The organism is Thermohahella caldifontis, from assembly GCF_041153465.1.
GTDB classification, from domain to species: Bacteria; Pseudomonadota; Gammaproteobacteria; order Pseudomonadales; family Oleiphilaceae; genus Thermohahella; species Thermohahella caldifontis.
The window spans coordinates 3414924-3437238 of sequence record NZ_CP154858.1; the positions used below are offsets into that span (position 1 = coordinate 3414924).

Sequence of the window (22315 nt, forward strand, 5' to 3'; positions counted from 1 at the left end):
GTACAAGGCAAGAGTGAATGTCAAAGAAGAAAAGTCTGACCAAGGATCCTTTTCAGGATCGTGAAGCACAAAAATATGAAAACCCCATCCCCAGCCGGGAGTACATCATGGAGGTCCTCCGTGACCTGGGGCACCCGGCGACCCAGAAGGAGCTGAACCGCATACTGGGTCTCAAGGGCGAGGACGCGCGCGAAGCACTGCGCCGCCGCCTGATCGCCATGTGCCGGGATGGACAGCTGATCTGCAACCGGGCCGGTGCCTATGGTCTCGTGTCCAACATGCAGCTCATCAAGGGCCGTGTCATCGCCCACAAGGATGGCTACGGTTTTGTCCGCCCCGAAGACGGTAGTGACGACCTGTACCTGAACCCGCGCCAGATGAAGGCCGTATTCGAAGATGACGTGGTACTGGTCCGCGAGGACGGCAAAGGCTTCAAGGGCCGTCGTGAAGCCCGCATCGTCGAAGTGGTCGGACGCAACACCCAACAGGTGGTGGGCCGTTATTTTGAAGAAGATGGCGTACGCTTTATCATCCCGGAAAATCCCAAGATCACCCAAGATATCCTGATCACCGAAAGCGGCAGTCTGCGTGCTCAGCCCGGTCAGATCGTCGTGGTCGAAATCACCCGCCAGCCGGACTTCAAGCGCGCCGCCATGGGCCGGATCGTGGAAATCGTCGGTGATCACATGGCGCCGGGAATGGAAGTGGACGTCGCCCTGCGCAGCTACAAGATTCCCTTCCGCTGGTCGCCGGAAGTGGAAGAGGAAGTGGCCCGTCTGCCGGATGAAGTGACCGAACCGGAAAAGAGCGGCCGCATCGACATCCGCCACCTGCCGCTGGTCACCATTGATGGCGAGGATGCCCGTGACTTTGATGATGCCGTCTACTGTGCACCCAAACGCTGGGGTGGCTGGCGCGTCTGGGTCGCGATTGCGGACGTTTCCCATTACGTGAAACCCGGCAGCGCTCTGGATCAGGAAGCCTATGAGCGGGGCAACAGCGTTTACTTTCCCAACCGGGTTGTCCCCATGCTGCCGGAGAAACTCTCCAACGGCCTCTGCTCCCTGAATCCACAGGTGGATCGTCTGTGCATGGTCTGCGAGATGACCATCAGTTCCAGGGGCCGGCTGAGCGGCTTCACCTTTTATGAAGCCGTCATGCACAGCCACGCGCGGCTGACCTACGACGAAGTGGAAGTGCTGCTCAACGGCGAAGGTGAGGAAGCCGAAGCGAAGCGCCAGAAGCGTGCTGACCTGATGCCGCACCTCAAGGCACTTCAGTCCGTTTATCGCGCACTGCGCAAGGAACGTGAAAAGCGGGGCGCCATCGACTTCGAAACCGTGGAAACCCGGGTATACTTCAACGAGGAAGGCAAGATCGAAGACATCCGGCCCGTGCAGCGCTTCGAGTCTCACCGCATTATCGAAGAGTGCATGCTGGCGGCAAACGTGGCCACGGCCCGGATGCTGACCAAGCTCAAGGTACCCATCCTGTATCGCGTTCACGACGGCCCGGCTGCCGAACGTCTGGAAAAGCTGCGCGCCTTCCTTGCCGAAAGAGGGCTGCAGCTGGGCGGTGGCGACAAGCCCGGCCCGGAACACTATAAGGCGCTGGTGGAACAGATTCAGGACCGTCCGGACAAGGACGTGCTTCAGACCGTCATTCTGCGCTCGCTCAGTCAGGCCGTGTACAAGCCCGAAAACAACGGGCACTTCGGTCTGGCGTACGAAGCCTATACCCACTTCACTTCTCCGATTCGTCGTTATCCGGATCTGCTCAACCACCGTGCCATCCGATGGCTGCTGCGCAGCGGCAAAAGCAGCCGGCACCTCAAGCGTGCCCCGGATGCCCTGCCGCTGACACCGGAAGACACCTACCGTTATACGGTGGAGGATCTGGTGGTGATCGGTGAACACGTCTCCATGACGGAACGGCGGGCTGATGAAGCCACCCGGGATGTCATGGCCTGGCTCAAGTGCGAATACCTCGAAGAGCATGTGGGGGATGTGTTTGACGGTGTCATCACGGCGGTCACCGGCTTCGGGCTTTTTGTCGAGCTCAAGGACCTTTATGTTGAAGGTCTCGTGCACGTCTCCGCTCTGAAGAGTGACTACTATCAGTACGACGACGTACGGCACCGCCTGGTCGGTGAGCGCACACGGCAGGTGTATTGTCTCGGTGACGAGGTTCAGGTGAGGATTGCACGGGTCAATCTCGCCGAACGCAAGATTGACTTCGAGCTCGTTCAGGCGCCCAAGCGCAAGCGTTCCGCCAAGGATGACATCACGCGGCAGTGGGCCGAAGAAGAGAAGGGTGGCCGGGGCAAGAGTGGTGGTCGCAGCAAGGGCGGCGGCCAGGGCAAGGCCAACACCCAGGGCAAGCGGGGTGGCAGCGGTTCAGCCCGGGCCTCGCGGAGCCGGCCGAACACGCCCTCGAAGAAGAAGGGGCGCTGAGCGTGGCGGACAATCTGGTCTTTGGCCTCCATGCGGTGGAGGCGCTGCTGCACAAGCGTCCCGGCCAGATCGACCGGCTTCAGGTTCAGCAGGGGAGAGAGGACAAGCGCCTGCGTGCCCTGCTGGATCTGGCCCGGCAGCGGGACATTCCCGTGGAAGTGGTACCCCGCGCGGATCTTGATCACGCTGTCAGTGGCCGACATCAGGGGGTGATTGCCCTGCTCAAGGCGGATCGGCAGGCCAATGAAGCCGACCTGTGGCAGTTGCTCGACCAGTTGGATGCTGACCCGTTTCTACTGATCCTTGACGGTGTCACCGACCCGCACAATCTGGGGGCCTGCCTGCGTTCGGCAAATGCCGCCGGGGTTCACGCCGTTGTTGTGCCCAAGGACAAGTCTGCCCCTCTGACACCGGTTGCCCGCAAAGTAGCCTGTGGTGCAGCGGAATTCACACCCCTGATCCGGGTGACCAATCTTGCACGCACGCTGGATCAGCTCAAGGAAAGGGGCATCTGGCTCGTGGGTACCGCGGGCGAGGCTGAGCAGCTGCTGTGGGAACAGGATCTGCGCGGCCCGCTGGTGCTCATCATGGGGGCGGAGGACAAGGGCATGCGGCGACTGACCCGTGAAGCCTGCGATCATCTGGTCCGGCTGCCCATGGCAGGTGAAGTCACCAGCCTGAATGTCTCGGTGGCCACCGGTGTCTGTCTGTTCGAGGCAGTGCGTCAGCGACTGGCCTGATCGTCCGCACGTGTGTGCTTGAAAAAGAATGGATCATTCCCCAGAAAGGAATGTGTCGGACAGTTTGACGGAACAGCGTTGGCCTGAAGAGTATTTCCATGTATCAGAGTGGACAACCCATTGGCTTTTGGGGTGCAGTGTTTCTCGGTATCGGTGCCATGGTAGGTGCTGGTATCTTTGCCTTGTTGGGAGAAGCCGGTGCCATTGCCGGGAGCGGTGTCTGGGTATCGTTTCTGATAGGGGGTGTGATTGCCCTTCTGAGTGGCTATTCGCTGGCACGACTGGGTGCGACCTTCCCTGCCGCAGGGGGAGTTGTCGAGTATCTGGTCCAGGCATGGGGGCGGGGCACCCTGTCCGGTAGCATGAGCATTCTTCTGTACATTGCAGCGGTCATTTCATTATCACTCATTTCAAAAGCGTTTGGTGCCTACGCAGCCTCGCTGCTACCTGATGCATGGCAGCACCCGGTTGCGATACTGCTCTCGTGTCTGATTGTGTTGGTATTCATGGCGGTCAATCTGCGCGGGGCGCGAGATGTGACCCGAGTTGAAGCGATTACTGTCGTCATCAAATTCGGCGTTCTGGTCGCGATGGGCATCGCAGGGATCGCAGTCATGGATCCGCAGCGCCTCTCTCCATCGACCTATCCGCAACCAAGTGCCTTGTTCAATGCACTTGGGGTCACCTTTTTCGCCTATGAGGGATTCCGTGTCATTACCAATACGGCCGAAGACATGCCCAATCCCGCCAAAACATTACCGCGGGCCATGCTGGCAGCCATTTTGCTGGTCACGGCACTTTATGTTCTGGTGGCTATTGCTGTGATGGGAAATCTGGAAGTACAGCAGGTCATTGAGGCAAAGGAATACGCCCTCGCGGCAGCGGCCAAACCGGTCTTCGGAGAGATCGGGTTTGTGCTGGTGGTGTTAACTGCTTTGGTCTCGACGGCTTCAGCCATTAACGCCAACCTCTATGCCGTGACCAATGTGACGTTCGAGCTGGCCAGGAAGGGAGAGTTGCCGGCCGCCTTCGGAGAGCCCATAGCGCACAGCCGCAAGGGGTTAATTTACACCTCTTCACTCATTGTGATCATCAATCTGCTGCTGGACCTCACCAGCATTGCACTTTTGGGCTCAATCTCCATCCTCTTTGTCCATGCGATTGTTCACTTCGGTCATTTGCGCCTGACGCACCTGACACGAGCGCGCTGGGGCTGGATTCTCGCTGCGGGAGTGGCCAGCCTCTGTGCAGCGATACTCGCCACACTTTATGCTGCGGATCACAGGCCCGAACTGGTCTGGATGCTGACGGCATTCTTCCTGGTCGCATTGGGTACGGAAATCTTTCTCCAGCGTGTGATGGGGCGGGTCATCACCGAGCGCCATTCCTGCCAGCTGGGGCCTCCTTATGGTGAGCCGCGTGATTCAAGATAAAGTGACCTGAGGTCACAGGGTGCACTGTTCCGGGCCTTGCATGGGGTTGTATAGCTGAAGCCCCGTCACAAGGATCGGGGCTTTATCAATCCGGTGCGTGTCTCTTTAAATCAGGTATTCAGCATCAAGCATCGTCGGATGATTCTGAATTTTCCTGTGCCTCCAGCCACATGGCATTGATTATGCCAAAACTGCTAGCCAGTAGTACGCCGAGAATCCAGGTAAAGTACCACATATACGCTTTCCCTCCTTCAGTACCAAGTCTTGGATGCCGTCTGAATGTCGGAAACTCTCACCCGTCCAAACATCTTGATGTAGGACCAGAGGGTATAACCCAGAACAATCGGCAACAGGAGCAACACTACATAGAACATGATGCGAAGTGTTTTCTCGCTGGATACTGCATCCCAGATGGTCAGGCTGGATGCCGGATCCACTGAGGAGGGCATGACAAAGGGAAACAAGGCACAACCGGCAGTGGTGATAATGCCCGCGATGGACAGGCTGCTGGCCGCGAAGGCCGCCCCGTGACGGTTTGCCTTTTGTGCCAGTGCGGCCAGCACACTGCCTCCAACACCCAACCCCGGAGCTAACCACATGATTGGATAAACGCTGAAGTTGACCATCCAGCCAGCACCGGTTACAACGGTTTTGTTCAGGGGAGAAAGTGCCTGTCCCACGTCCCCGATCTGGGAGATCTGATAGCCAGGAAGCATACTAACCCAAACCCCACCCAAGATGAACAAGGTGGCAGTCGCCAGAGAGAAGGTGTATGCAATCCGGCGTGCTCGCACGGCGATGGATTGGTCTGCTTTGAGCGTAAGCCAATGCGCTCCGTGTGCTATGACCATTATGAGTGACAGGACACCGGCAAATAACCCAAAAGGATTAAGAAGCCCGAAAAAGCTGCCGTCATAATAGGGGCGGGTCAGTTCGTCAAAGTGGAATGGTACACCCTGGAGCAGGTTACCGAAGGCAACACCGAATATGACAGGTGGGATTGTACCACCGGCGATCAGTCCCATGTCCCAGAAGCGACGCCAGCGCGGATCATCAACTTTGCTGCGGTAATCAAAACCGGTCGGGCGAAAGAACAGCGCTACCAATGTTACCATCATGGCCCAATAGAATCCTGAAAAGGCAGCTGCATAAACCAATGGCCAAGCGGCAAACAGCGCGCCGCCTGCAGTAACAAGCCAGACTTGGTTTCCATCCCAGTGTGGAGCCACTGTATTGATAAGGACGCGTTTCTCGTCGTCTGTTCGGCCGAGGATGCCCAATAGCGCCGCGACCCCCATATCGAAACCATCGGTAACAGCGAAGCCGATCAGCAGCAGGCCAACCAATACCCACCAGATCAGTTTGAGTGTTTCATAATCCAACATGGTTGGTCTCCTTTAGTTAATGCGCTGATTCAATGGCATAGCGGCCGGTACCCAGACTCCCGGGACCTTGTTTGGCAAATCGGATCATCAGGTACATCTCGGCAACAAGCAAGAGCGTATAGAAGGCAATGAACGTTGCCAGACTCAGCATTACATCACTGGCAGAGAGGGATGATGCTGAGAGATGGACCGGCAAGACTTCTGCGATAGACCAGGGTTGGCGACCATATTCGGCCACGAACCATCCTGCTTCACAGGCGACCCAAGGCAGAGGCAGGGAAAACAGTGCCATCCGTAACAACCAGGGCCTGTTGTGCGCGGTGCGCTTGCTTGCATGCCAGAAAGCCAGAATGAATACCAGCAACATGAAGAAACCAGCGGCTACCATGAGTCGGAAAGTCCAGAAAAGTGGTGCGACTCGGGGAATGCTGTTGAGTGCGGCGGTGCGGATGTCTGCTTCGGTTGCTTTGGATACATCCGGAGCAAAGCGCTTGAGCAACAGACCATACCCCAGGTCCCCCTTGATGGTATCAAAACGGGCTTTTTCTGCCTCCGTTGCGTTACCGGCACGTAGACGGTTGAGCAGTACAAGTGCTTCTGTACCAGTCCGGATGCGGGCTTCGTTTTTGGCAATCAGTTCTTTCAGACCGATTACGGACTCGTCAAGTGAACGTGTGGCAATTAGCCCCAATACTCCGGGGATCTTGATGGCGCCATGTGTCTCCTGTGCTTCCTGATCGGGAAAGCCAATCAGCGTAAAATCTGCAGGGGGCGCCTGAGTTTCCCACTCGGCCTCAATGGCAGCCAGCTTTGCCTTCTGAACTTCACCGGTTTCATAACCGCTTTCGTCTCCCAATACGATGACAGAAAGTGCGGAAGCCAGGCCAAAGGATGCGGCAATGGCAAAGGAGCGTTTTGCGAAGGCCACATCTCTCCCCTTGAGCAAGTAGTAGGCGCTGATGCTCAGCACGAACATGGCTCCGGTCACGTATCCTGCGGAAACGGTGTGGACGAATTTCACTTGAGCAACAGGGTTGAAGAACACTTCTGCCAGGCTGGTCAGCTCCATGCGCATGGTCTGATAGTTGAACTCCGCACCGACAGGATTCTGCATCCAGCCATTTGCAATCAAAATCCAGAGTGCCGAGAGATTGGAGCCCAGTGCGACAAGCCAGGTTACGACCAAGTGCTGGACCTTCGTCAGGCGATCCCAACCGAAGATGAATAGACCGACCAAGGTTGATTCCAGGAAGAAGGCCATAAGCCCTTCTATAGCCAGAGGAACGCCAAAGATGTCACCTACGTAGTGGCTGTAATAGGCCCAGTTTGTGCCAAACTGAAACTCCATGGTCAGCCCGGTTGCGACGCCGAGTGCAAAGTTGATACCGAATAGTTTGCCCCAGAACCTGACCATGTCCTTGTAGATCTGTTTGCCTGTCATCACATAAACAGACTCCATGATCGCCAGAATAAAGGACAGGCCAAGCGTCAGGGGTACAAAGAGGAAGTGGTACATGGCGGTAACTGCAAACTGCAGCCGGGCCAGATCAACGGCTTCGGTCATGGCCAGTCTCCTTGGTTAATGTCTGTGAAGGCTTTACTCCATAGATATCATGAGCAAATATCTGTTCGGTCATGGCAGGTGCATCACTGAAAAACATGAGCTTGATTGCGATCAATGCGGCAACCTTGAGCACCAGTACCGTAACGAGCTCGCGACGTACCCATCCATGATTATCCTTGTTGAGCTGCATCCCGGCTCTCCCCGCAGGCCAGATTGGCCGGAACGGCCACATCCATGTAACGCGGCGCAGGCAGATCCAGGGCATTCATCAAGCGCACATACTCTTCACGGTTTCTGACCTGCAAGCGAGGGTTGAAGGCTTTCTCCTCGGCAATGGCCGAATGGGTCATGCCGCGGTAGTCGTGCCCCGGATAGACAATCGTTTCTCCGGGCAAGGTCAGCAGCTTTCCGAAAAGGCTGTCATATTGGGCAGCGGGATCTCCGTTCTGGAAGTCGGTCCGGCCGGTACCCCGGATCAGCAGCGTATCACCGGTAAACACCCGGCCTGCCCCGGCCTCATGAAAGCAGTAGGAGTCCTGAGTATGTCCCGGGGTATGCAATGCCCTGAGGTGGATGTTTCCCACACGGAGTACATCCCCGTCCTCAAAAACCTGATCCACGCACGTGGCAGCGGTTTCCTTGCCCAGCGCAGTGGTGCAACCGGTCGCGTCACGCAGCGCTCCCATGCCGGTGATGTGATCCGCATGAACATGGGTATCAATGGCCAGTCTCAGTGTCAGGCCCAGTTCATTCAGCAACTGCAGGTACAGAGGCACCCGGGATTTGACCGGGTCAATGATCAGTGCTTCTCCGGCTGCATCATCCCACAGCAGGTAGGTATAGGTATTGGTGTCGAAATCGATCAGTTGCCTGAGCATGTCGGAAACCTCCTTGGTGTTCAGGTGATGAGTTTGAGACCCATGAACAGATCCAGTGCAAGCAAGGCTGAAGCGAAAAGCACTTGCAGTCCGGGCCCGGCCAGTCGTCCGGCCAGATACCGGCCCAGTGTCATGCCGGTCAGGGAGCCGGCCATCAGCATGAGGATGATCCGGCCGTAATCTTCAAGTGAAGTGTGGGCCAGAAAGGACAGTGATCCGGACAGGGAAATGGCGGCAATGACGGCCAGTGAGGTGGCGATGGCACGCTCGATTGGCAGATCGGACATCCACATCAGGATCGGCACGATCAGAAAGCCGCCACCGACCCCGAACAAACCGGACAGCAGCCCGGTGAGCAGGCCGGCGATCACCAGTGCCATGCGGCAGTTGAGGGTCGTGCGGCCTTGTGCAAACCGGCAGATGGCTTGGGCGGACGCTCCCGCTGTGAGCTTCGCCCGTACCTGGTGTGTCTGATGCGGTGCCTGTCGCGCTTGCCTCAGCATGCGCAAGGCAATGATGGCCATCAGCACGAGAAAGGCGGCCATCAGCGGTTTTTCCGGAAGGATGTGGGTCAGCCGGTATCCTACCGGAGCCGCTGCCATCCCGCCCAGCGCAAAAACGGCTGCAGGGGCAAGTGCCACCAGTCTGTCCCGGTAGCCGTGGATGGCCCCCCAGAGCGCACCGGTCAGTACGGTAAGCAGCGAAAGGCCCACGGCGATCTTGTAAGGTTCGCCCAGGCCATAGACGAGCAGCGGGATGGCCAGAAGGGAGCCCCCGGCACCTGTCAGGCCCAGTACCAGACCGATGATCAGCCCCACCAGCAGGATCATGGTGTCACCTTGTCCTTCAGGCGGGTGAGGCCCACGGCTCTCAGTGTCAGTTTCTCGTAGAAAGGCTCGCTCTTGCCGGTCTTCATCTTGTGGATGAAATATTTCTCAAAAGCCACCTTGGCCCAGTGGGCCCACCGGCCCTCCTTGTACCAAGTGACGTTGCGAGGCGGAATCTGCGGCATGGCCAGGAAGGCTGCACCTGAATCACCCATGTCGGCCAGGCACAATGCTGCCAGGCTGGGCTTGTGGTCTGGTGCCTTGCCTTCGATCTGATTCTGAATATTGTGAACCACCGCGGTGACCATGGATTCGATCATGTACCCCGTCTTGGGCGTGCCGGTGGGCACCGGTGTGGCCTCTACAGGCGGGATGGCTACACAGACCCCAATGGCATAGATATTCGGATAGACGGGTGAACGTTGGTATTCGTCGGTGATCACGAAGCCCTTGGGATTGCACAGATCCGGTACGGATGCCACGGCATCCACCCCCTTGAAGGCAGGCAGAAGCATGCTGTGACGATAGGGCAGTTCATGCTGTTTTTTCAGTTCGCCGTTTTCATTCAGTTCATCCACGTAGAGGACGCCTTCTTCCGCACGGGTCACTTTGGCATTGGTGATCCACTGAATATGACGATGTCTGAGTGCACTCTCGAGCATGGTCTTGGAGTCTCCGACTCCTGCGAGACCCAGATGACCGATATAGGGCTCGGGTGTGACATAGTACATGGGCACCTTGTCACGGATCTTCAGGTCAGCGAGGGCCTTGTGAACGATAAAGGCATATTCATAGGCCGGGCCGAAACAACTGGCACCAGGCAAAGCACCGACTACCACGGGCCCTGGATTCCTGACCAGTGCCTGGAAGTCTTCATGTGCCTGGATGGCATGTGAGAGCGTGCAGACGGATGCTGTGCCGGCTTCCGGGCCGGTGCCGGGTACATGCGAGAAGTCCAGCTGCGGCCCGGTGGCGATGACAAGGTAATCATAATCCAGTGTCTCCCCGGTAGAGAGTTCCAGCCGGGATGCCTTCGCGTCAATATGATCGACTCGTGCACATTTGAAGTTGATCTTGCGCTTCCTGAGATGTGGTTCAATAGGGAAGCTGATCTGCTCCGGTTCACGCCAACCTACGGCAATCCAGGGGTTGGAGGGGACAAACTGAAAATCCGGCCGCTCATTAATCAGTGTGATCTCGTGCGCCTGATCCTTGAGTGCATCTCTGAGTTCATAGGCACAGGGCATTCCCCCGGTGCCCGCACCGATAACCACCACGTGAGCCATAGTAATCTCCTTTTATGATTATATGCAAAAAAAATTATATATGACGGAGATTCAGCCTGCCACAGACGGCTTGGATTAAATCGTGCTAAAAAGAATAAGCATATAGCCAAAAATAATATTCATGATGTAGAGAACACCTTTTTCCGGTAGCTGATCCGGTACTGACTGGCGGTCGTACCTGTGTGGCGCTGGAGCCAGCGCGAAAACTGTCCCTTGTCCTGGATGCCGACAGCAAGACCGATTTCACCAATGGAGAGGTTGGTGTCCCGCAGGAGGCTGGTGGCCAGCTTCAGTTTCTCCTGAGTGAGATAATCGTGGAAGGTGATCCCGGTAGCCTGGCGGAAACGCCGGCTAAAGGTCCGTTCCGTTAGCCCCGCCAGGGCAGCAGCCTCACGTAATGTGGGCCGGTAATCGGGGCGCTCCTGAATCCGGAGCTGCACCGAAAGAATCACTTCGTCCGTATGCCGGTGCGGATCCCCCTGAAGGAAACGGCGTTGTGCATAGGGTTGACGAATCTCATGGGAGAAGTGACGTTCCACATGGCGTGCCGTGGCCAGACCGAAAAAGTTGCCAATCAGGTGTACCGTCAGATCGGCCAGCGCATTGAGCGAGGCCGCACAGTAGAACGGCCCGCTCTGAGTAATGAAGAAATCCCGCTTCAGGTCGACGGCGGGGAACAATCGCTGAAAGGTGTCAAAATAATGCCAGTGTGTGGTGGCGACCCTGCCATCCAGAAGACCGCTGGCAGCGAGGATGACGGAGCCGGTTCCGGTTGCGACCAGTGTGGCGCCGGCTTCATGCCAGCGCCTGAGTGTTTCCGGCCAGAAGGGGTGTTGCTTCAGTGTGCGCAGGGGATTGCGCCACAGACTGGGAATCAGCACGAGGTCGGGCCGGTCGAGCGTATCGGGATGGGCATCGGGCGTGAGGATCAGGCCGGACTGAGTCGTCACGGCTTCCGTCCCCGCCTGCCACACGGTCAGACGGGGAGCGCGTCGGCGCTGATTTGCCCGCGCATGGCTCTCGGCCGTACGAAACATCTCCAGGGCGAAGGTATGGCTGGTGGCCAGCATGCCGGGGCATACCACCAGCACCAGAGACAGATCCATGACTGATCCTCGTTGGCTTTATGATTAGACCAATGGCTAAATGGTGCTGTCCTTAAATATCAACTTAATGTCCTTAAAGATCAACTGTATTTCCCCGTCTGACTTAGAATGAACGTCATGCATTCGTTAACGCGCTGAGGTCATGCTTTCATGAAAACACCATTGCCCTGTATTGTTGCCATGGGCGGCATCAACGCCGGCGGGCGGACATCCTTCCATCACGCCTACCTGAGAACGGTATGGGATGCGCTGAACCCGGATCAGCGTGCAGACGTCCTGCGCGGACTCGCTACCTTGCGTGGCCCGGATGTCACCACGGACAAGGCGGGCGAACGGGCGCTGCTCGAGGGCACGCTCATTCGCCGGATCACCCATCCGCATTACGACCCCGACAATCTTCCAATGTGCAGAAACGTGGATCTGCCCGCTTCCGTGGAAGCGCCGCTGACCTTTACCTTGCCGCGCCGCGAGTTGCCGGCCGCGATTCCCGAACACTGGCAGGTTGAGATGCAGGAAGACGGTCAGGCGCGGATTACGGTCACCCGGCCCAAGCAGGTGCGTATTACCGTGTCCCGGCAGTCCGACGTGAAGTCTGCCGGCCAGTTGCCGGAAGGGTTTGATCCGGCGCGCTACTATAACGCCCGTTTTCAGCCAAGGGGGACACAGATGGCCCTCTTTGCGGCCAGCGATGCGCTGCATCAGATGGGCATTGCCTGGGACCGGATTCTGGCGCATGTCGCGCCGGATCAGATCGGCGTCTATGGGGGGACCGGCTTTCCGCCAACACAGGCCGAAGGCATGGGCGGTACCATGCAGGCCTGGCTCAAGGGAGAGCGCGTGTCCAGCAAGAGTCTGGCCATGGGCATCAACTCCATGCCGGCGGATTTCATCAACGCCTACGTGCTGGGTAACGTGGGAGAGAGCAGTTGCGCCATTGCCGCCTGCGCCACTTTTCTCTATAACCTGCGGGACGCGGTGCACGCCATTCAGGCCGGTCGTGTCCGGGTTGCGATGGTCATCAACGCCGAAGCGCCCATCACCCCGGAGATTGTGGAAGGCTTCAATGCCATGGGTGCACTGGCCACACAGGAACGGCTGAACAAGCTGGATGGTACGGAAAACAGTGATCCGCGGCACAGCAGCCGTCCCTTCGGCGAAAACTGCGGATTTACTCTGGGAGAGTCGGCCCAGGCGATCGTGTTGATGGATGATGCGCTGGCGCTTGAGCTGGGTGCCCAGATATTGGGCGCCGTGCCCGACGTGTACACTCATGCGGATGGCTTCAAGCGCTCCATCAGTGGTCCGGGAGTGGGCAACTATCTGACCTTCGCGCGGGCTGCACAACTGGTCCGGGACATGCTGGGCGATGAGGTGTTGCGCAACCGGACCTTCATCATGGCTCACGGCTCAGGTACGCCCCAGAACCGGGTCACGGAATCGCGCATCTTCCACCGGGTTGCCGAACACTTTGGTGTGGAGAAATGGCCGCTGGCTGCAGTCAAGGCCTTCTACGGCCACAGCATTTCAGTGGCCAGTGGCGACCAGATGGCTTCTGCTCTGGGGGTGTTCGAGCATGGCCTGCTGCCCGGCATTCCGACCATCGACAAGGTGGCGGATGATGTGTTTGCCGATCATCTGGATATCCGCACCGGTACCCGAACGCTGGAGCAGGCCGGGGACTCTGTGGCCTTGCTCAACAGCAAGGGATTCGGAGGGGCCAATGCCACGGCACCGGTACTGGGTCCGGGGCTCACCCGCGCCCTGCTGCGGCAGCGTCATGGTGAGGCGGCGCTGGCGGCTTGGGCAAGCCGGCATGAAGTGGTGGCAACGGCCTCTGCCGCATATCGGGAGCGTGCACAGGCAGGTGAGTATGAGGTCATCTACCGCTTCGGCGAAACGGTGCTGGACGATGAGCAGGTGACGCTGGATGGAGAGGGGATCGGGCTGGAGGGTTATCCGCAAGCGGTCTCCCTCAAGGTGCCCAATCCTTATGGAAAACTGAAGACGGAGGGGTGACCCCCTCCGTACATCAGAGTCCGTGACGCCGGCGGGTGGCCGAGAAGTAAAGCAGCGGAATCACCACCAGCGTGAGCAGGGTGGAGACGAAGACGCCGGAAATCAGCGCGACAGCGAGGCCGTTGAAGATCGGATCATCCAGGATGAAGAAGGCATCCAGGATGGCAGCCAGGGCGGTCAGGATGATCGGGCGTGCCCGCGTGGCGGCCGCGTCGATCACCGCCTCACGCAGATCAAACCCCTGATCCTGGCGGACACGGATGAAATCCACGAGCAGAATCGAGTTGCGCACGATGATCCCGGCCAGTGCAATCATGCCGATCATGGAGGTGGCGGTGAACTGGGCACCAAAGAGGGCATGGCCCGGCATGATCCCGATCAGGGTCAGGGGAATCGGCGCCATGATGACCAGCGGCATGAGGTAGGAGCGGAACTGTGCCACGATGAGCAGGAAAATGCCCACCAGACCCACCGCATAGGCAATGCCCATGTCGCGGAAGGTTTCATAGGTCACCTGCCACTCCCCATCCCACTTGATGCTGGGCACGTAGGGATTCTCCGGCTGGCTGGTCAGCGCCTGTTCCAGTCCGGGATACTGGTCGGAAAGTGTGCCCAGGATGTCGAACATGCCATAGAGCGGGCTGTCCGTTTCACCGGCCCCGTCGGCCGTCACATAGACCACCGGCAGCAAATCCTTGTGATACCGGGTCTTCTCGTGGTCGGTTTCCTCAATGTGCACCAGATCCCGGATGGGCACCAGTTGCCCGGACTGGCTCCGCACCCGCAACTGCAGGAACTGATCCCGGTCCGCCTTGTCCGCCGTATTGAAGCCCAGGCGAACAGGGATGGGGTAGCGGGCAGTGGGACTGTGCAGATAACTCACATCCTCGCCCTTCAGCCCCGCCGTCATGGCTGCCACGATGGAGGCCTGGGAAACGCCGAGTCGTGCGGCCTTCTGCTGGTCCACATGGACGATGTAGCGCGTCGTGTCCGCTTCGACGGAATCATCCACATCCACCACACCATCCGTCTGTTCAAACACCGAGCGGATGGATTTTGCAAAGTGGATCTGGGCCGGATAGTTCTGACCATACACCTCGGCGACGATGGGCGAAAGCACCGGCGGTCCCGGGGGCACTTCCACGATCTTCACATTGGCACCGTAACGTTTGCCAATGGCCTGCAGGGGTTCGCGAACACTCAGCGCGATGTCGTGGCTCACCCGGTCCCGCTCGTGGCGGCTCTTCAGGTTGACCTGAAGGTCGCCCTGATTGGGTGCACTGCGCAGGTAGTATTGCCGCACCAGGCCGTTGAAGTTGATGGGAGAGGACGTCCCGGCATAGGCCTCGATGTCCGTGACCTCCGGTACCTTCTGAAGCCAGGTGGCCAGTTCATCCAGCACGCGCGCTGTGGTTTCCAGGGACGTCCCCTCGGGCATGTCCACGATCACCTGAAACTCGGACTTGTTGTCGAAGGGCAGCATCTTCAGGATCACATGCTGGGTCACCACCAGCGCCATGGAGCCACCGATCAGCACCACCATGCTCAGATACAGCAATCGGCGCTTCAGGGACGTGTGGGAACCGTAGAGGAAGGGCCGCATGATCCGATGCATGAGGCCATGGGCCACCTCGGCCGTATGGGCCTCCTCATCCTTGTGATCCCCGAATGAGCTGTTTCGGAACACCCTGAACATCAGCCAGGGGGTGAACATGAACGCCACCAGCAGGGACAGGAACATGCCCGCACTGGCATTGATGGGGATCGGACTCATGTAGGGTCCCATGAGACCGGTGACAAAAGCCATGGGCAGGAGTGCCGCGATGACGGTGAAGGTGGCCAGAATGGTGGGGCCACCCACCTCATCCACGGCCAGGGGGATGGCTTCACGAAGCGTTTTGCCACCCAGCGTCATGTGACGGTGAATGTTCTCCACCACCACAATGGCATCGTCGACCAGAATGCCGATGGAGAAAATCAGGGCGAAGAGGGAAACCCGGTTGATGGTGAAGCCGAATGCCCAGGATGCAAACAGGGTGGCCATCAGGGTCACAATCACCGCGGCGCCGACCACGAAGGCTTCACGCCGGCCCAGCGTCACGCCCACCAGCAGCACAACCACCGTGGTCACCAGCAGCAGCTTCTTCAGGAGGGTGTTGGCCTTGTCCGTCGCGGTCTCTCCATAATTGCGCGTGACCGTGACCTCCACATTGTCCGGAATATAAGTGCCGCGCAACTGATCCACCCGGGCCATGACCGCATCGGCCACATCCGCCGCATTGACGCCGGATTTTTTGGCAATGGCCAGCGTGACGGCAGGGCGGGGCAGGCCAGCACCCTTTTCAGAGCCGGCGCCGGGGTATTGCAGCACCATGTTGGAAGGGGTGTAACCGGTGCGTTCGATCCGGGCCACATCTTCCAGGAACACGGGCGCACCTTCATGCATCCCCACCACCAGCTCCCGCAGGCCCTCCAGATCCGTCAGGTAGGCACCAGCCTGCACGGCCACCGCACGGCCACCGGCCAGAGTGCTGGCGGAATTGGACGTCTGATTGGTGGCCTGCAGAGCCATCCGCAGATCGTCGAAGCTGATACCGAGGGCAGCCATCCGGGCCGGATCCAGTTCCACGTTCACCACATCGTCCGGTGCACCAATGGTGACGACTTCATTGGTGCCGGGGATGCGCTTGATTTCCGCCTCAATGGCGTGTGCCACCCGTGCCAGTTGCAGCCGGTCAACCAGGCCATCCGTGCCGCTCAGGGTCAGGGACAACACCGGCACATCATCAATGCCCTTGGGTTTGACAATGGGCTGCATGACACCCAGATTGCGCGGCAGCCAGTCCTGATTGGAATACAGCTTGTTATAGAGGCGAACCAGTGCATCAGTACGCGGCTCGCCCACCTTGAACTGGACGGATAGCACTGCCATGCCGGGCATGGACGCCGAGTAGATATGATCCAGCCCCCGCACCTCGGAGAGCATCTTTTCCGCTGGAGACGCAACCAGTGACTCCACCTCTTCCGCCGAGGCACCAGGGTAGGCAATGAAGACGTTCGCAAAGGTCACGTCAATCTGGGGATCTTCCTCCTTGGGCGTGATGACGACCGCCAGAACGCCCAGCAGTACCGCGACCAGCGCCAGCAGTGGCGTGATCTGGTTGTCAAAGAAGGCTCGGGCCAGACGGCCGGAAATCCCGAGGCGCTCATTGGGCGTCATGGACAATCACCTCCCGATCTGACAGCAAAGCAATGGCGCGAGCCGGTTCGGTTACCACCCTTTCACCGGCTTCCAGGCCGGACAGGACCTCAACCTGGCCGTCGGACAACTGGCGACCGGTGCGGATTTGCCGGAAGCGGAGCGAGCCATCCCCGGCCAGGACATAGACGGCCCGAAGTTCTGCCCGGGCCACTACCGCCTGAGCAGGAATGGTCAGTGCCTCGCGCTCGCCAATCTTGAATTCGGTCTTGAGCAGCATGCCCGGATACAGATCCGGCAGTTTCTCGGGCAGGTTGACCCGTACCTTGAAGGTCGCTGTCTGCGGGGAAGCATAGGCAAAGAAGCGGATCTCCCGGTCACCCTGACGCACCAACCGAGTGCCGTTCGGCAAGGTTACCGTAGCCTGCATGTACTGCCGGACACGCGGCATGTCATTCTGGGGAATCTGCGTGACCACCCGCAGGGCATCCAGAGACGTGCCGGTGAACAGGGGGGTGCCTGGCGCCACCACCTCACCGAGGTTGACATGCCGCTCCAGGACAATCCCGGTGTAAGGCGCAATGGCCACGGTATAGGCCAGCTGCTCCCTGGCGCTCTTGACCCGCGCCTCTGCCGCTTCGGTCTGCGCCTTGGCGACGTTGTAGCGGGCTTCGGCGCTGTCCAGCGACTGCTTGGATGCCAGTTTCTTTTCAAAAAGGCTGCGGGTCCGTTTCAGCGCCGTGGTTGCATCATCCAGTTCGGCGCGTGCGGCCGCCAGAGCCGCCTGGGCGGCTTCCAGCTCGGCACGCTGATTGCGGTCATTGATGCGCAGCAGTTCGGTACCGGCCGGAACCAGATCTCCCGCGTCCACATAAATGGCCTCAATCTGCCCGGATGTCTGGGCGGCCAGAGTGGACTGATGCACGGCCTCGACCACAGCATCCAGGCGCAGGGTCTGGTCCACGGCGTGGCGTGCCACTTCCGTGGTGGGCAGCTCGGCAGCCGCCAGCAATGCATTGCAAAACAGTGCGAAAAACAGGACTGTCCAGCGTATGATCTGCATGAATGAAAGCCTCCTCCAGTTGATCTATATAGTGTAGAAGATAAGTATATTCCAAACAAGGAATTTAAAGTGGTGATTGATACGTATCAAATGCAGGGATGAGCAGAGACTGGCATAATGCCACCAAAATTTCCGAGGGAATAACTATGGTATTGCTCAGTGCCCCGCATCGCGTTTTTTTTGCCACGGGCATGGTCACGGCGCTGGTGTCGGTCATCTGGTGGCTGGTGGTGTATCTCTGGCCCGGCAGCAGCCTCAGCGGTATGCCTCTGCTCATGTGGCACCCCTGGGTCATGGCCATGGGTGTGTTCAGTCCGTTTTTCTATGGATTTCTGATGACCACGTACCCGCGCTGGATGGATACCGCGCCCATATCCGGACGCTTCTACGTCCCTGCCGCCGGACTCCAGCTGGCGGGTATTCTGATGATTGTTGGCGGGACGCTGGTCTCTTCCGTACTGGTGACCGTCGGGCTGCTGGTTCATCTTGCCGGCTGGTCCTGGGCGGTGGCTGCGCTCGTGCATGTGGTTCGTCAGGCTGAAAAGGTGGCCCTGCATGTCTGGGGCACGCTGCCCGCCCTGATTCTCGGTGCATTGATTGAAGTCGCCTTGCTGGGAGTGGTTCACGAGACCGAATGGGGGCGTCTCTGGCTGCTGGCCCGTCTCTGGATACTGTTATGCATGGTGCCGGTCTTCATCTCGGTTTCTCACCGGATGATTCCATTTTTCTCTCGTGGCGTTGTAGCGGGCTACCGGTTTTACCGACCGGACTGGGCCTTCTGGGTCCTGCTGGCCTGTGCGGCAGGTCTGGCGGTGGGCGAGTTGGCGGACCTGGCCCTGTTGCGCGCCGGCGCGGGTATTCTGCTCGCCGCAACCAGCGGCTGGCTCGCAGTGAAATGGCAGCCATTCCGGTGCATGAAACCCATGCTGCTGGGCAGTCTGCACGTGGGATTTGCCTGGTTGCCCTTGGCAGGTCTTCTCATGGCGCTCAGTCCCTGGGCCGCCGGTGCCTGGGATGCCGGATTTCATGCCCTGGCGCTGGGCTATTTCGGCAGTCTGCTGATTGCCATGGTGACCCGGGTTACCCATGGTCACTCGGGCAGGCCCTTGGTCATGCCGCCACAGGTTGTCGCGCTCTTCGTGCTGCTGCAGATTGCCGCCATCACCCGTGTGGCTGCCAGCCTCACAGGCCAGCTCATCGGACCCGCCACAACGCTGGCGCTGATGCTTTTTGGTGCTGTCGTCCTGCTCTATGTGGTGCGGATGCTACCCATATACTTGCGACCCCGTTTGGACGGCAGGGCTGGTTGAGCGTTGTGCCGGCGTGCTAGACTTGCCCTTGACGGAGGTCTGGCATGCGCGGAAAACTTGTGGCTCTGATCCTTGTGCTCGCTGCAGGAGGTGGAATCTTCTTGGCGGGAGCGTGGCGTTCACAACCCGGACAGGAGATACAGGTGCAACCGCAGCAAACACCGTTTGAGGTCAACCGCTCCACTGTGCCCGAGGAAACGTCCGGGCCGTCCCTGTCCGAATCTCCGGCAGCACCGGGACATGACGCCGCAACAACTCTGGTGACAACCATAGAGCGCATCTGCGAGGATGCTTCCGAGCGCGAGGATTGCCGGCAGGCGCTTGATGCCATCCGCGATCTTGACGACGAAGATGCCCGCGAAGCATTGCAGCAGCTTGATCAGCAGGTTGAGCAGGGCTGGGCACGCAACCGGCAGGTGCTGGAGTCCCTGCAGGCAGACATTGCCGAAGTGCTCAAGCGTAGAGATCTGGCGCCAGCCGAAAAGGATCAGCGTATCCGCGAGATCGAGGCCCGCATTGAGGCAATGACAGGCAAGGGGCTGACCGCGCCTGAAGCCCAACTGCTGAAGCTGAGGCTTGAAGCCGAGTGGCAAGCGGAGTGAACCGGTCAGGAGGCACGTCACCAGTTCATGACAAATAACGCATAAGCAACCCGGCCCGGAGAATGCCCCATCATGCAGGAACCCTTGCAAACCTTAAGAGCCATCTTTCAGGAGGCTGCAGACCTGCGCAGCCCGAGGGATCTTCTCGGGCTGATTGTCAAGCGGGTGCGTGATGCTCTGGACGCACAGGTCTGCTCCATCTACCTCTTGGATCAGGAACAGAACACCTTGGTGCTTGCTGCGACCTGTGGACTTGAAGAAGGCAGCGTTGGGCGTGTGCGTATGCCTGTCGGTGAGGGTCTGGTCGGCCACGTGGCCAGCCATATTCAACTGGTCAATGTGGCGGATGCCGCGAGTCACCCCAGTTTCCGGTTTTTCCCGGAGTCCGGGGAAGAGCGTTTCAAGTCCTTTCTGGGGGCGCCGATTGTCCACTTTCGCAAACTGATTGGTGTCATCGTTGTTCAGACTGAACGCGAGCAACCTTTCAGTGAGTCTGCCGAGGCCTTCCTGATCACGGTCGCCGCACAGCTTGCAGGTACCATCAAGCACCTGCTGGACAACAATATACTGGCCGAGCTGCATAACGAGCGTTTAAAGAGGAATCTGCGGGTTGTCGGTTTGCGTGGTGCGCCTGGCATAGCCGTCGGGCAGGTCGTGTGGCTCAAGCGTACCGCTGACCTCGGGACGGTGGATGAAGACGAGCGATCCACCTCGGTTGAAACCGAAATGGAACGCTTCGAGAACGCCGTCAGAATTGCCCGGGAGGCGCTGAAGGAAAGCCAGAATCAGCTCGGCTCGGCAGCCCCCAAGGATGTCCAGGCCCTGTTCAAGGTGTACAAGATGATCCTCTCGGATCAGGCCTGGGTGAACGAAGTCGCCAGCCATATCCGACAAGGCTACAGTGCATCGGCAGCGGTCAAGCGAACGGTGGATGCACATGCCCGTATTTTTGAGCAGATGGATGATCCGTACCTGCGGGCAAAGAGCGAAGACATCCGTCATATCGGCAACCTTGTCTTCAGCGCGCTTCGGGGTGAGCACAATACCCCTGATGTGGAAGCCTTGCCTGATCGCATGGTTCTGACGGGGGAAGGGCTTTCCATTGCTGATCTGACACGTTACCCGCAGGAGAAGCTCGCTGCGGTCGTGTGCATTGGTGGCGCGGCACTCTCTCACGTTGCCGTGCTGGCCAGTGCACTGGGTATTCCGGCCGTGATGGGTGTGTCGGATCTGAATCGCTCCGAGGTGAATGGCGCCTGGGCGGTTGTGGATGGATACCGGGCGCAAGTCATCTTTCATCCCTCTCCCGAACTCCTGAAGGAATATCGCAGGCTCGAGCGCAGTGAGCGCAGGCTGTACAAAGGGCTGGATGCGCTGCGTAATCAGCCGGCAGAAACACCGGATGGAGAGCGTGTTGTACTCTACGCCAACACTGGCCTGTTGGCCGATATCACACCCGGACTGGAACGTGGTGCGGAAGGTGTGGGACTCTACCGCAGTGAAATTCCATTCATGATGCATGCGTCTTTCCCTTCCGAAGACGAGCAGGTGGGGATTTACCGTCATGTGCTGAAAGCGTATGCGCCCAAACCGGTGCACATCCGAACTCTGGATGTCGGGGGTGACAAACCGTTGCCCTACTACGAGATTCAGGAAGACAATCCTTTTCTGGGCTGGCGGGGCATCTGCTTCACGCTGGACAACACTGCTGTATTCATGACGCAGATCCGGGCGCTGCTCCGTGCCAATATCGGGCTCGGCAACCTCTCCATCATGTTGCCCATGGTTTGTGACTGGCATGAAGTGGACGCCTTCCGGAGCCTTTTGGTTGAGGCTCAGGCGCAGTTGCGGGATCAGGGGCATGAAGTGGAATTACCCCCTGTCGGCGTTATGCTGGAAGTCCCTGCAGTCATGACCTGTCTGGACGAACTGGCGGAGCGGGCAGACTATCTTTCTTTGGGAACCAATGACTTTACTCAGTACTGGCTGGCCGTGGACCGCAACAATCCCAAAGTGGCCGATCTCTACGACTGGCTGCACCCGTCAGTTCTTCGGGCCATTGCCTATATTGTGGCCTTCAGCCAGAAAAAGCGAATTCCGCTCAGTCTCTGCGGCGAGATGGCCGCAGACCCGGCAGCGCTGATCCTGCTCATGGGCATGGGCGTGCGCAAGATCAGTGTTTCGGCGGCCAATCTGCTCAAGGCCAAATGGGTGATACGCACCATTCCTGCGGAGCGGGCACGCAGCGTCTGGAAGAAAACGCGCACCATGCAGTCGCGTGACGACATTCACGCTTTGCTGGACAGCGTACTGGAAGAGTATGGGCTGGACGCACTCACACGCGCCGGCGGCCAGCGTCGCACTTGACAGCGCGGGCAACCGTGTCACAATTGGCCTTTGCTCGACCAGGCCCCTGTCCGGCGATCCCGGACGGCGCCTTATCAAACCATCGG

The 22315-nt window shown here is 58.8% G+C and carries 17 protein-coding genes; 7 read left to right on the plus strand and 10 right to left on the minus strand.

The genetic code is table 11. The features are described 5' to 3' along the window. Positions 1–17: 17 nt before the first annotated feature. The 3 genes from rnr to AAIA72_RS16640 all read left to right on the plus strand — a co-directional run bounded on the left by rnr (position 18) and on the right by AAIA72_RS16640 (position 4626). Positions 18–2453, plus strand: coding sequence for a ribonuclease R (gene rnr / locus AAIA72_RS16630; RefSeq protein WP_369601398.1), 2436 nt, complete (start codon positions 18–20; stop codon positions 2451–2453). 2 nt (positions 2454–2455) lie between these two features. Continuing rightward, positions 2456–3193 (plus strand): 23S rRNA (guanosine(2251)-2'-O)-methyltransferase RlmB, encoded by a 738-nt coding sequence (gene rlmB, locus AAIA72_RS16635; protein WP_369601399.1) that lies wholly within the window; start codon positions 2456–2458, stop codon positions 3191–3193. A gap of 98 nt (positions 3194–3291) precedes the next feature. Further along, the gene (locus tag AAIA72_RS16640; RefSeq protein WP_369601400.1) at positions 3292–4626 is read left to right on the plus strand and encodes an APC family permease; all 1335 of its coding nucleotides are present in this window, start codon (positions 3292–3294) and stop codon (positions 4624–4626) included. Between the two features lie 124 nt (positions 4627–4750). On the opposite strand, the gene cydX is transcribed toward AAIA72_RS16640, so the two are convergent. The 8 genes from cydX to AAIA72_RS16680 all read right to left on the minus strand — a co-directional run bounded on the left by cydX (position 4751) and on the right by AAIA72_RS16680 (position 11672). Next, positions 4751–4861, minus strand: coding sequence for a cytochrome bd-I oxidase subunit CydX (cydX, locus tag AAIA72_RS16645; RefSeq protein ID WP_369601401.1), 111 nt, complete (start codon positions 4859–4861; stop codon positions 4751–4753). 16 nt (positions 4862–4877) lie between these two features. Beyond that, complete coding sequence (gene cydB, locus AAIA72_RS16650) at positions 4878–6011, minus strand: cytochrome d ubiquinol oxidase subunit II (RefSeq protein WP_369601402.1); 1134 nt, start codon at positions 6009–6011, stop codon at positions 4878–4880. A gap of 16 nt (positions 6012–6027) precedes the next feature. Further along, positions 6028–7575, minus strand: coding sequence for a cytochrome ubiquinol oxidase subunit I (locus AAIA72_RS16655; protein WP_369601403.1), 1548 nt, complete (start codon positions 7573–7575; stop codon positions 6028–6030). Further along, complete coding sequence (gene cydP, locus AAIA72_RS16660; RefSeq protein ID WP_369601404.1) at positions 7559–7765, minus strand: cytochrome oxidase putative small subunit CydP; 207 nt, start codon at positions 7763–7765, stop codon at positions 7559–7561. The genes AAIA72_RS16655 and cydP overlap by 17 nt, the downstream gene beginning before the upstream one ends. Beyond that, positions 7746–8453 carry an MBL fold metallo-hydrolase gene (locus AAIA72_RS16665; protein ID WP_369601405.1) on the minus strand — a complete coding sequence of 236 codons (708 nt, stop codon included), beginning with the start codon at positions 8451–8453 and terminating at the stop codon, positions 7746–7748. The genes cydP and AAIA72_RS16665 overlap by 20 nt, the downstream gene beginning before the upstream one ends. Positions 8454–8473: 20 nt before the next feature. Beyond that, positions 8474–9283 carry a sulfite exporter TauE/SafE family protein gene (locus AAIA72_RS16670; protein WP_369601406.1) on the minus strand — a complete coding sequence of 270 codons (810 nt, stop codon included), beginning with the start codon at positions 9281–9283 and terminating at the stop codon, positions 8474–8476. Then, entirely contained in the window at positions 9280–10566 is a 1287-nt protein-coding gene (locus AAIA72_RS16675) for an NAD(P)/FAD-dependent oxidoreductase (RefSeq protein WP_369601407.1), read from the minus strand. The genes AAIA72_RS16670 and AAIA72_RS16675 overlap by 4 nt, the downstream gene beginning before the upstream one ends. Positions 10567–10685: 119 nt before the next feature. Continuing rightward, on the minus strand, positions 10686–11672 hold the full coding sequence (locus AAIA72_RS16680) for a GlxA family transcriptional regulator (protein WP_369601408.1): 987 nt from the start codon (positions 11670–11672) through the stop codon (positions 10686–10688). A gap of 150 nt (positions 11673–11822) precedes the next feature. Here AAIA72_RS16680 and AAIA72_RS16685 point away from each other — a divergent pair, with 150 nt between their 5' ends. Continuing rightward, the gene (locus AAIA72_RS16685; RefSeq protein WP_369601409.1) at positions 11823–13688 is read left to right on the plus strand and encodes a beta-ketoacyl synthase; all 1866 of its coding nucleotides are present in this window, start codon (positions 11823–11825) and stop codon (positions 13686–13688) included. 13 nt (positions 13689–13701) lie between these two features. Here AAIA72_RS16685 and AAIA72_RS16690 read toward each other — a convergent pair whose 3' ends face one another. Further along, positions 13702–16908 (minus strand): efflux RND transporter permease subunit, encoded by a 3207-nt coding sequence (locus AAIA72_RS16690; protein ID WP_369601410.1) that lies wholly within the window; start codon positions 16906–16908, stop codon positions 13702–13704. Beyond that, positions 16895–17950 (minus strand): efflux RND transporter periplasmic adaptor subunit, encoded by a 1056-nt coding sequence (locus AAIA72_RS16695; RefSeq protein ID WP_369601411.1) that lies wholly within the window; start codon positions 17948–17950, stop codon positions 16895–16897. Before AAIA72_RS16695 ends, AAIA72_RS16690 begins: the two co-directional genes overlap by 14 nt. A 146-nt stretch (positions 17951–18096) precedes the next feature. On the opposite strand from AAIA72_RS16695, the gene AAIA72_RS16700 reads away from it, so the two are divergent. The 3 genes from AAIA72_RS16700 (at position 18097) to ptsP (ending at position 22229) form a co-directional block, all read left to right on the plus strand. After that, complete coding sequence (locus AAIA72_RS16700) at positions 18097–19260, plus strand: NnrS family protein (protein ID WP_369601412.1); 1164 nt, start codon at positions 18097–18099, stop codon at positions 19258–19260. A 143-nt stretch (positions 19261–19403) separates the two neighbouring features. Then, the gene (locus AAIA72_RS16705) at positions 19404–19862 is read left to right on the plus strand and encodes a hypothetical protein (RefSeq protein ID WP_369601413.1); all 459 of its coding nucleotides are present in this window, start codon (positions 19404–19406) and stop codon (positions 19860–19862) included. A gap of 72 nt (positions 19863–19934) precedes the next feature. Beyond that, positions 19935–22229: a phosphoenolpyruvate--protein phosphotransferase gene (gene ptsP, locus AAIA72_RS16710; RefSeq protein WP_369601414.1), complete on the plus strand. Its 2295-nt coding sequence runs from the start codon at positions 19935–19937 to the stop codon at positions 22227–22229. Positions 22230–22315: the final 86 nt, after the last annotated feature.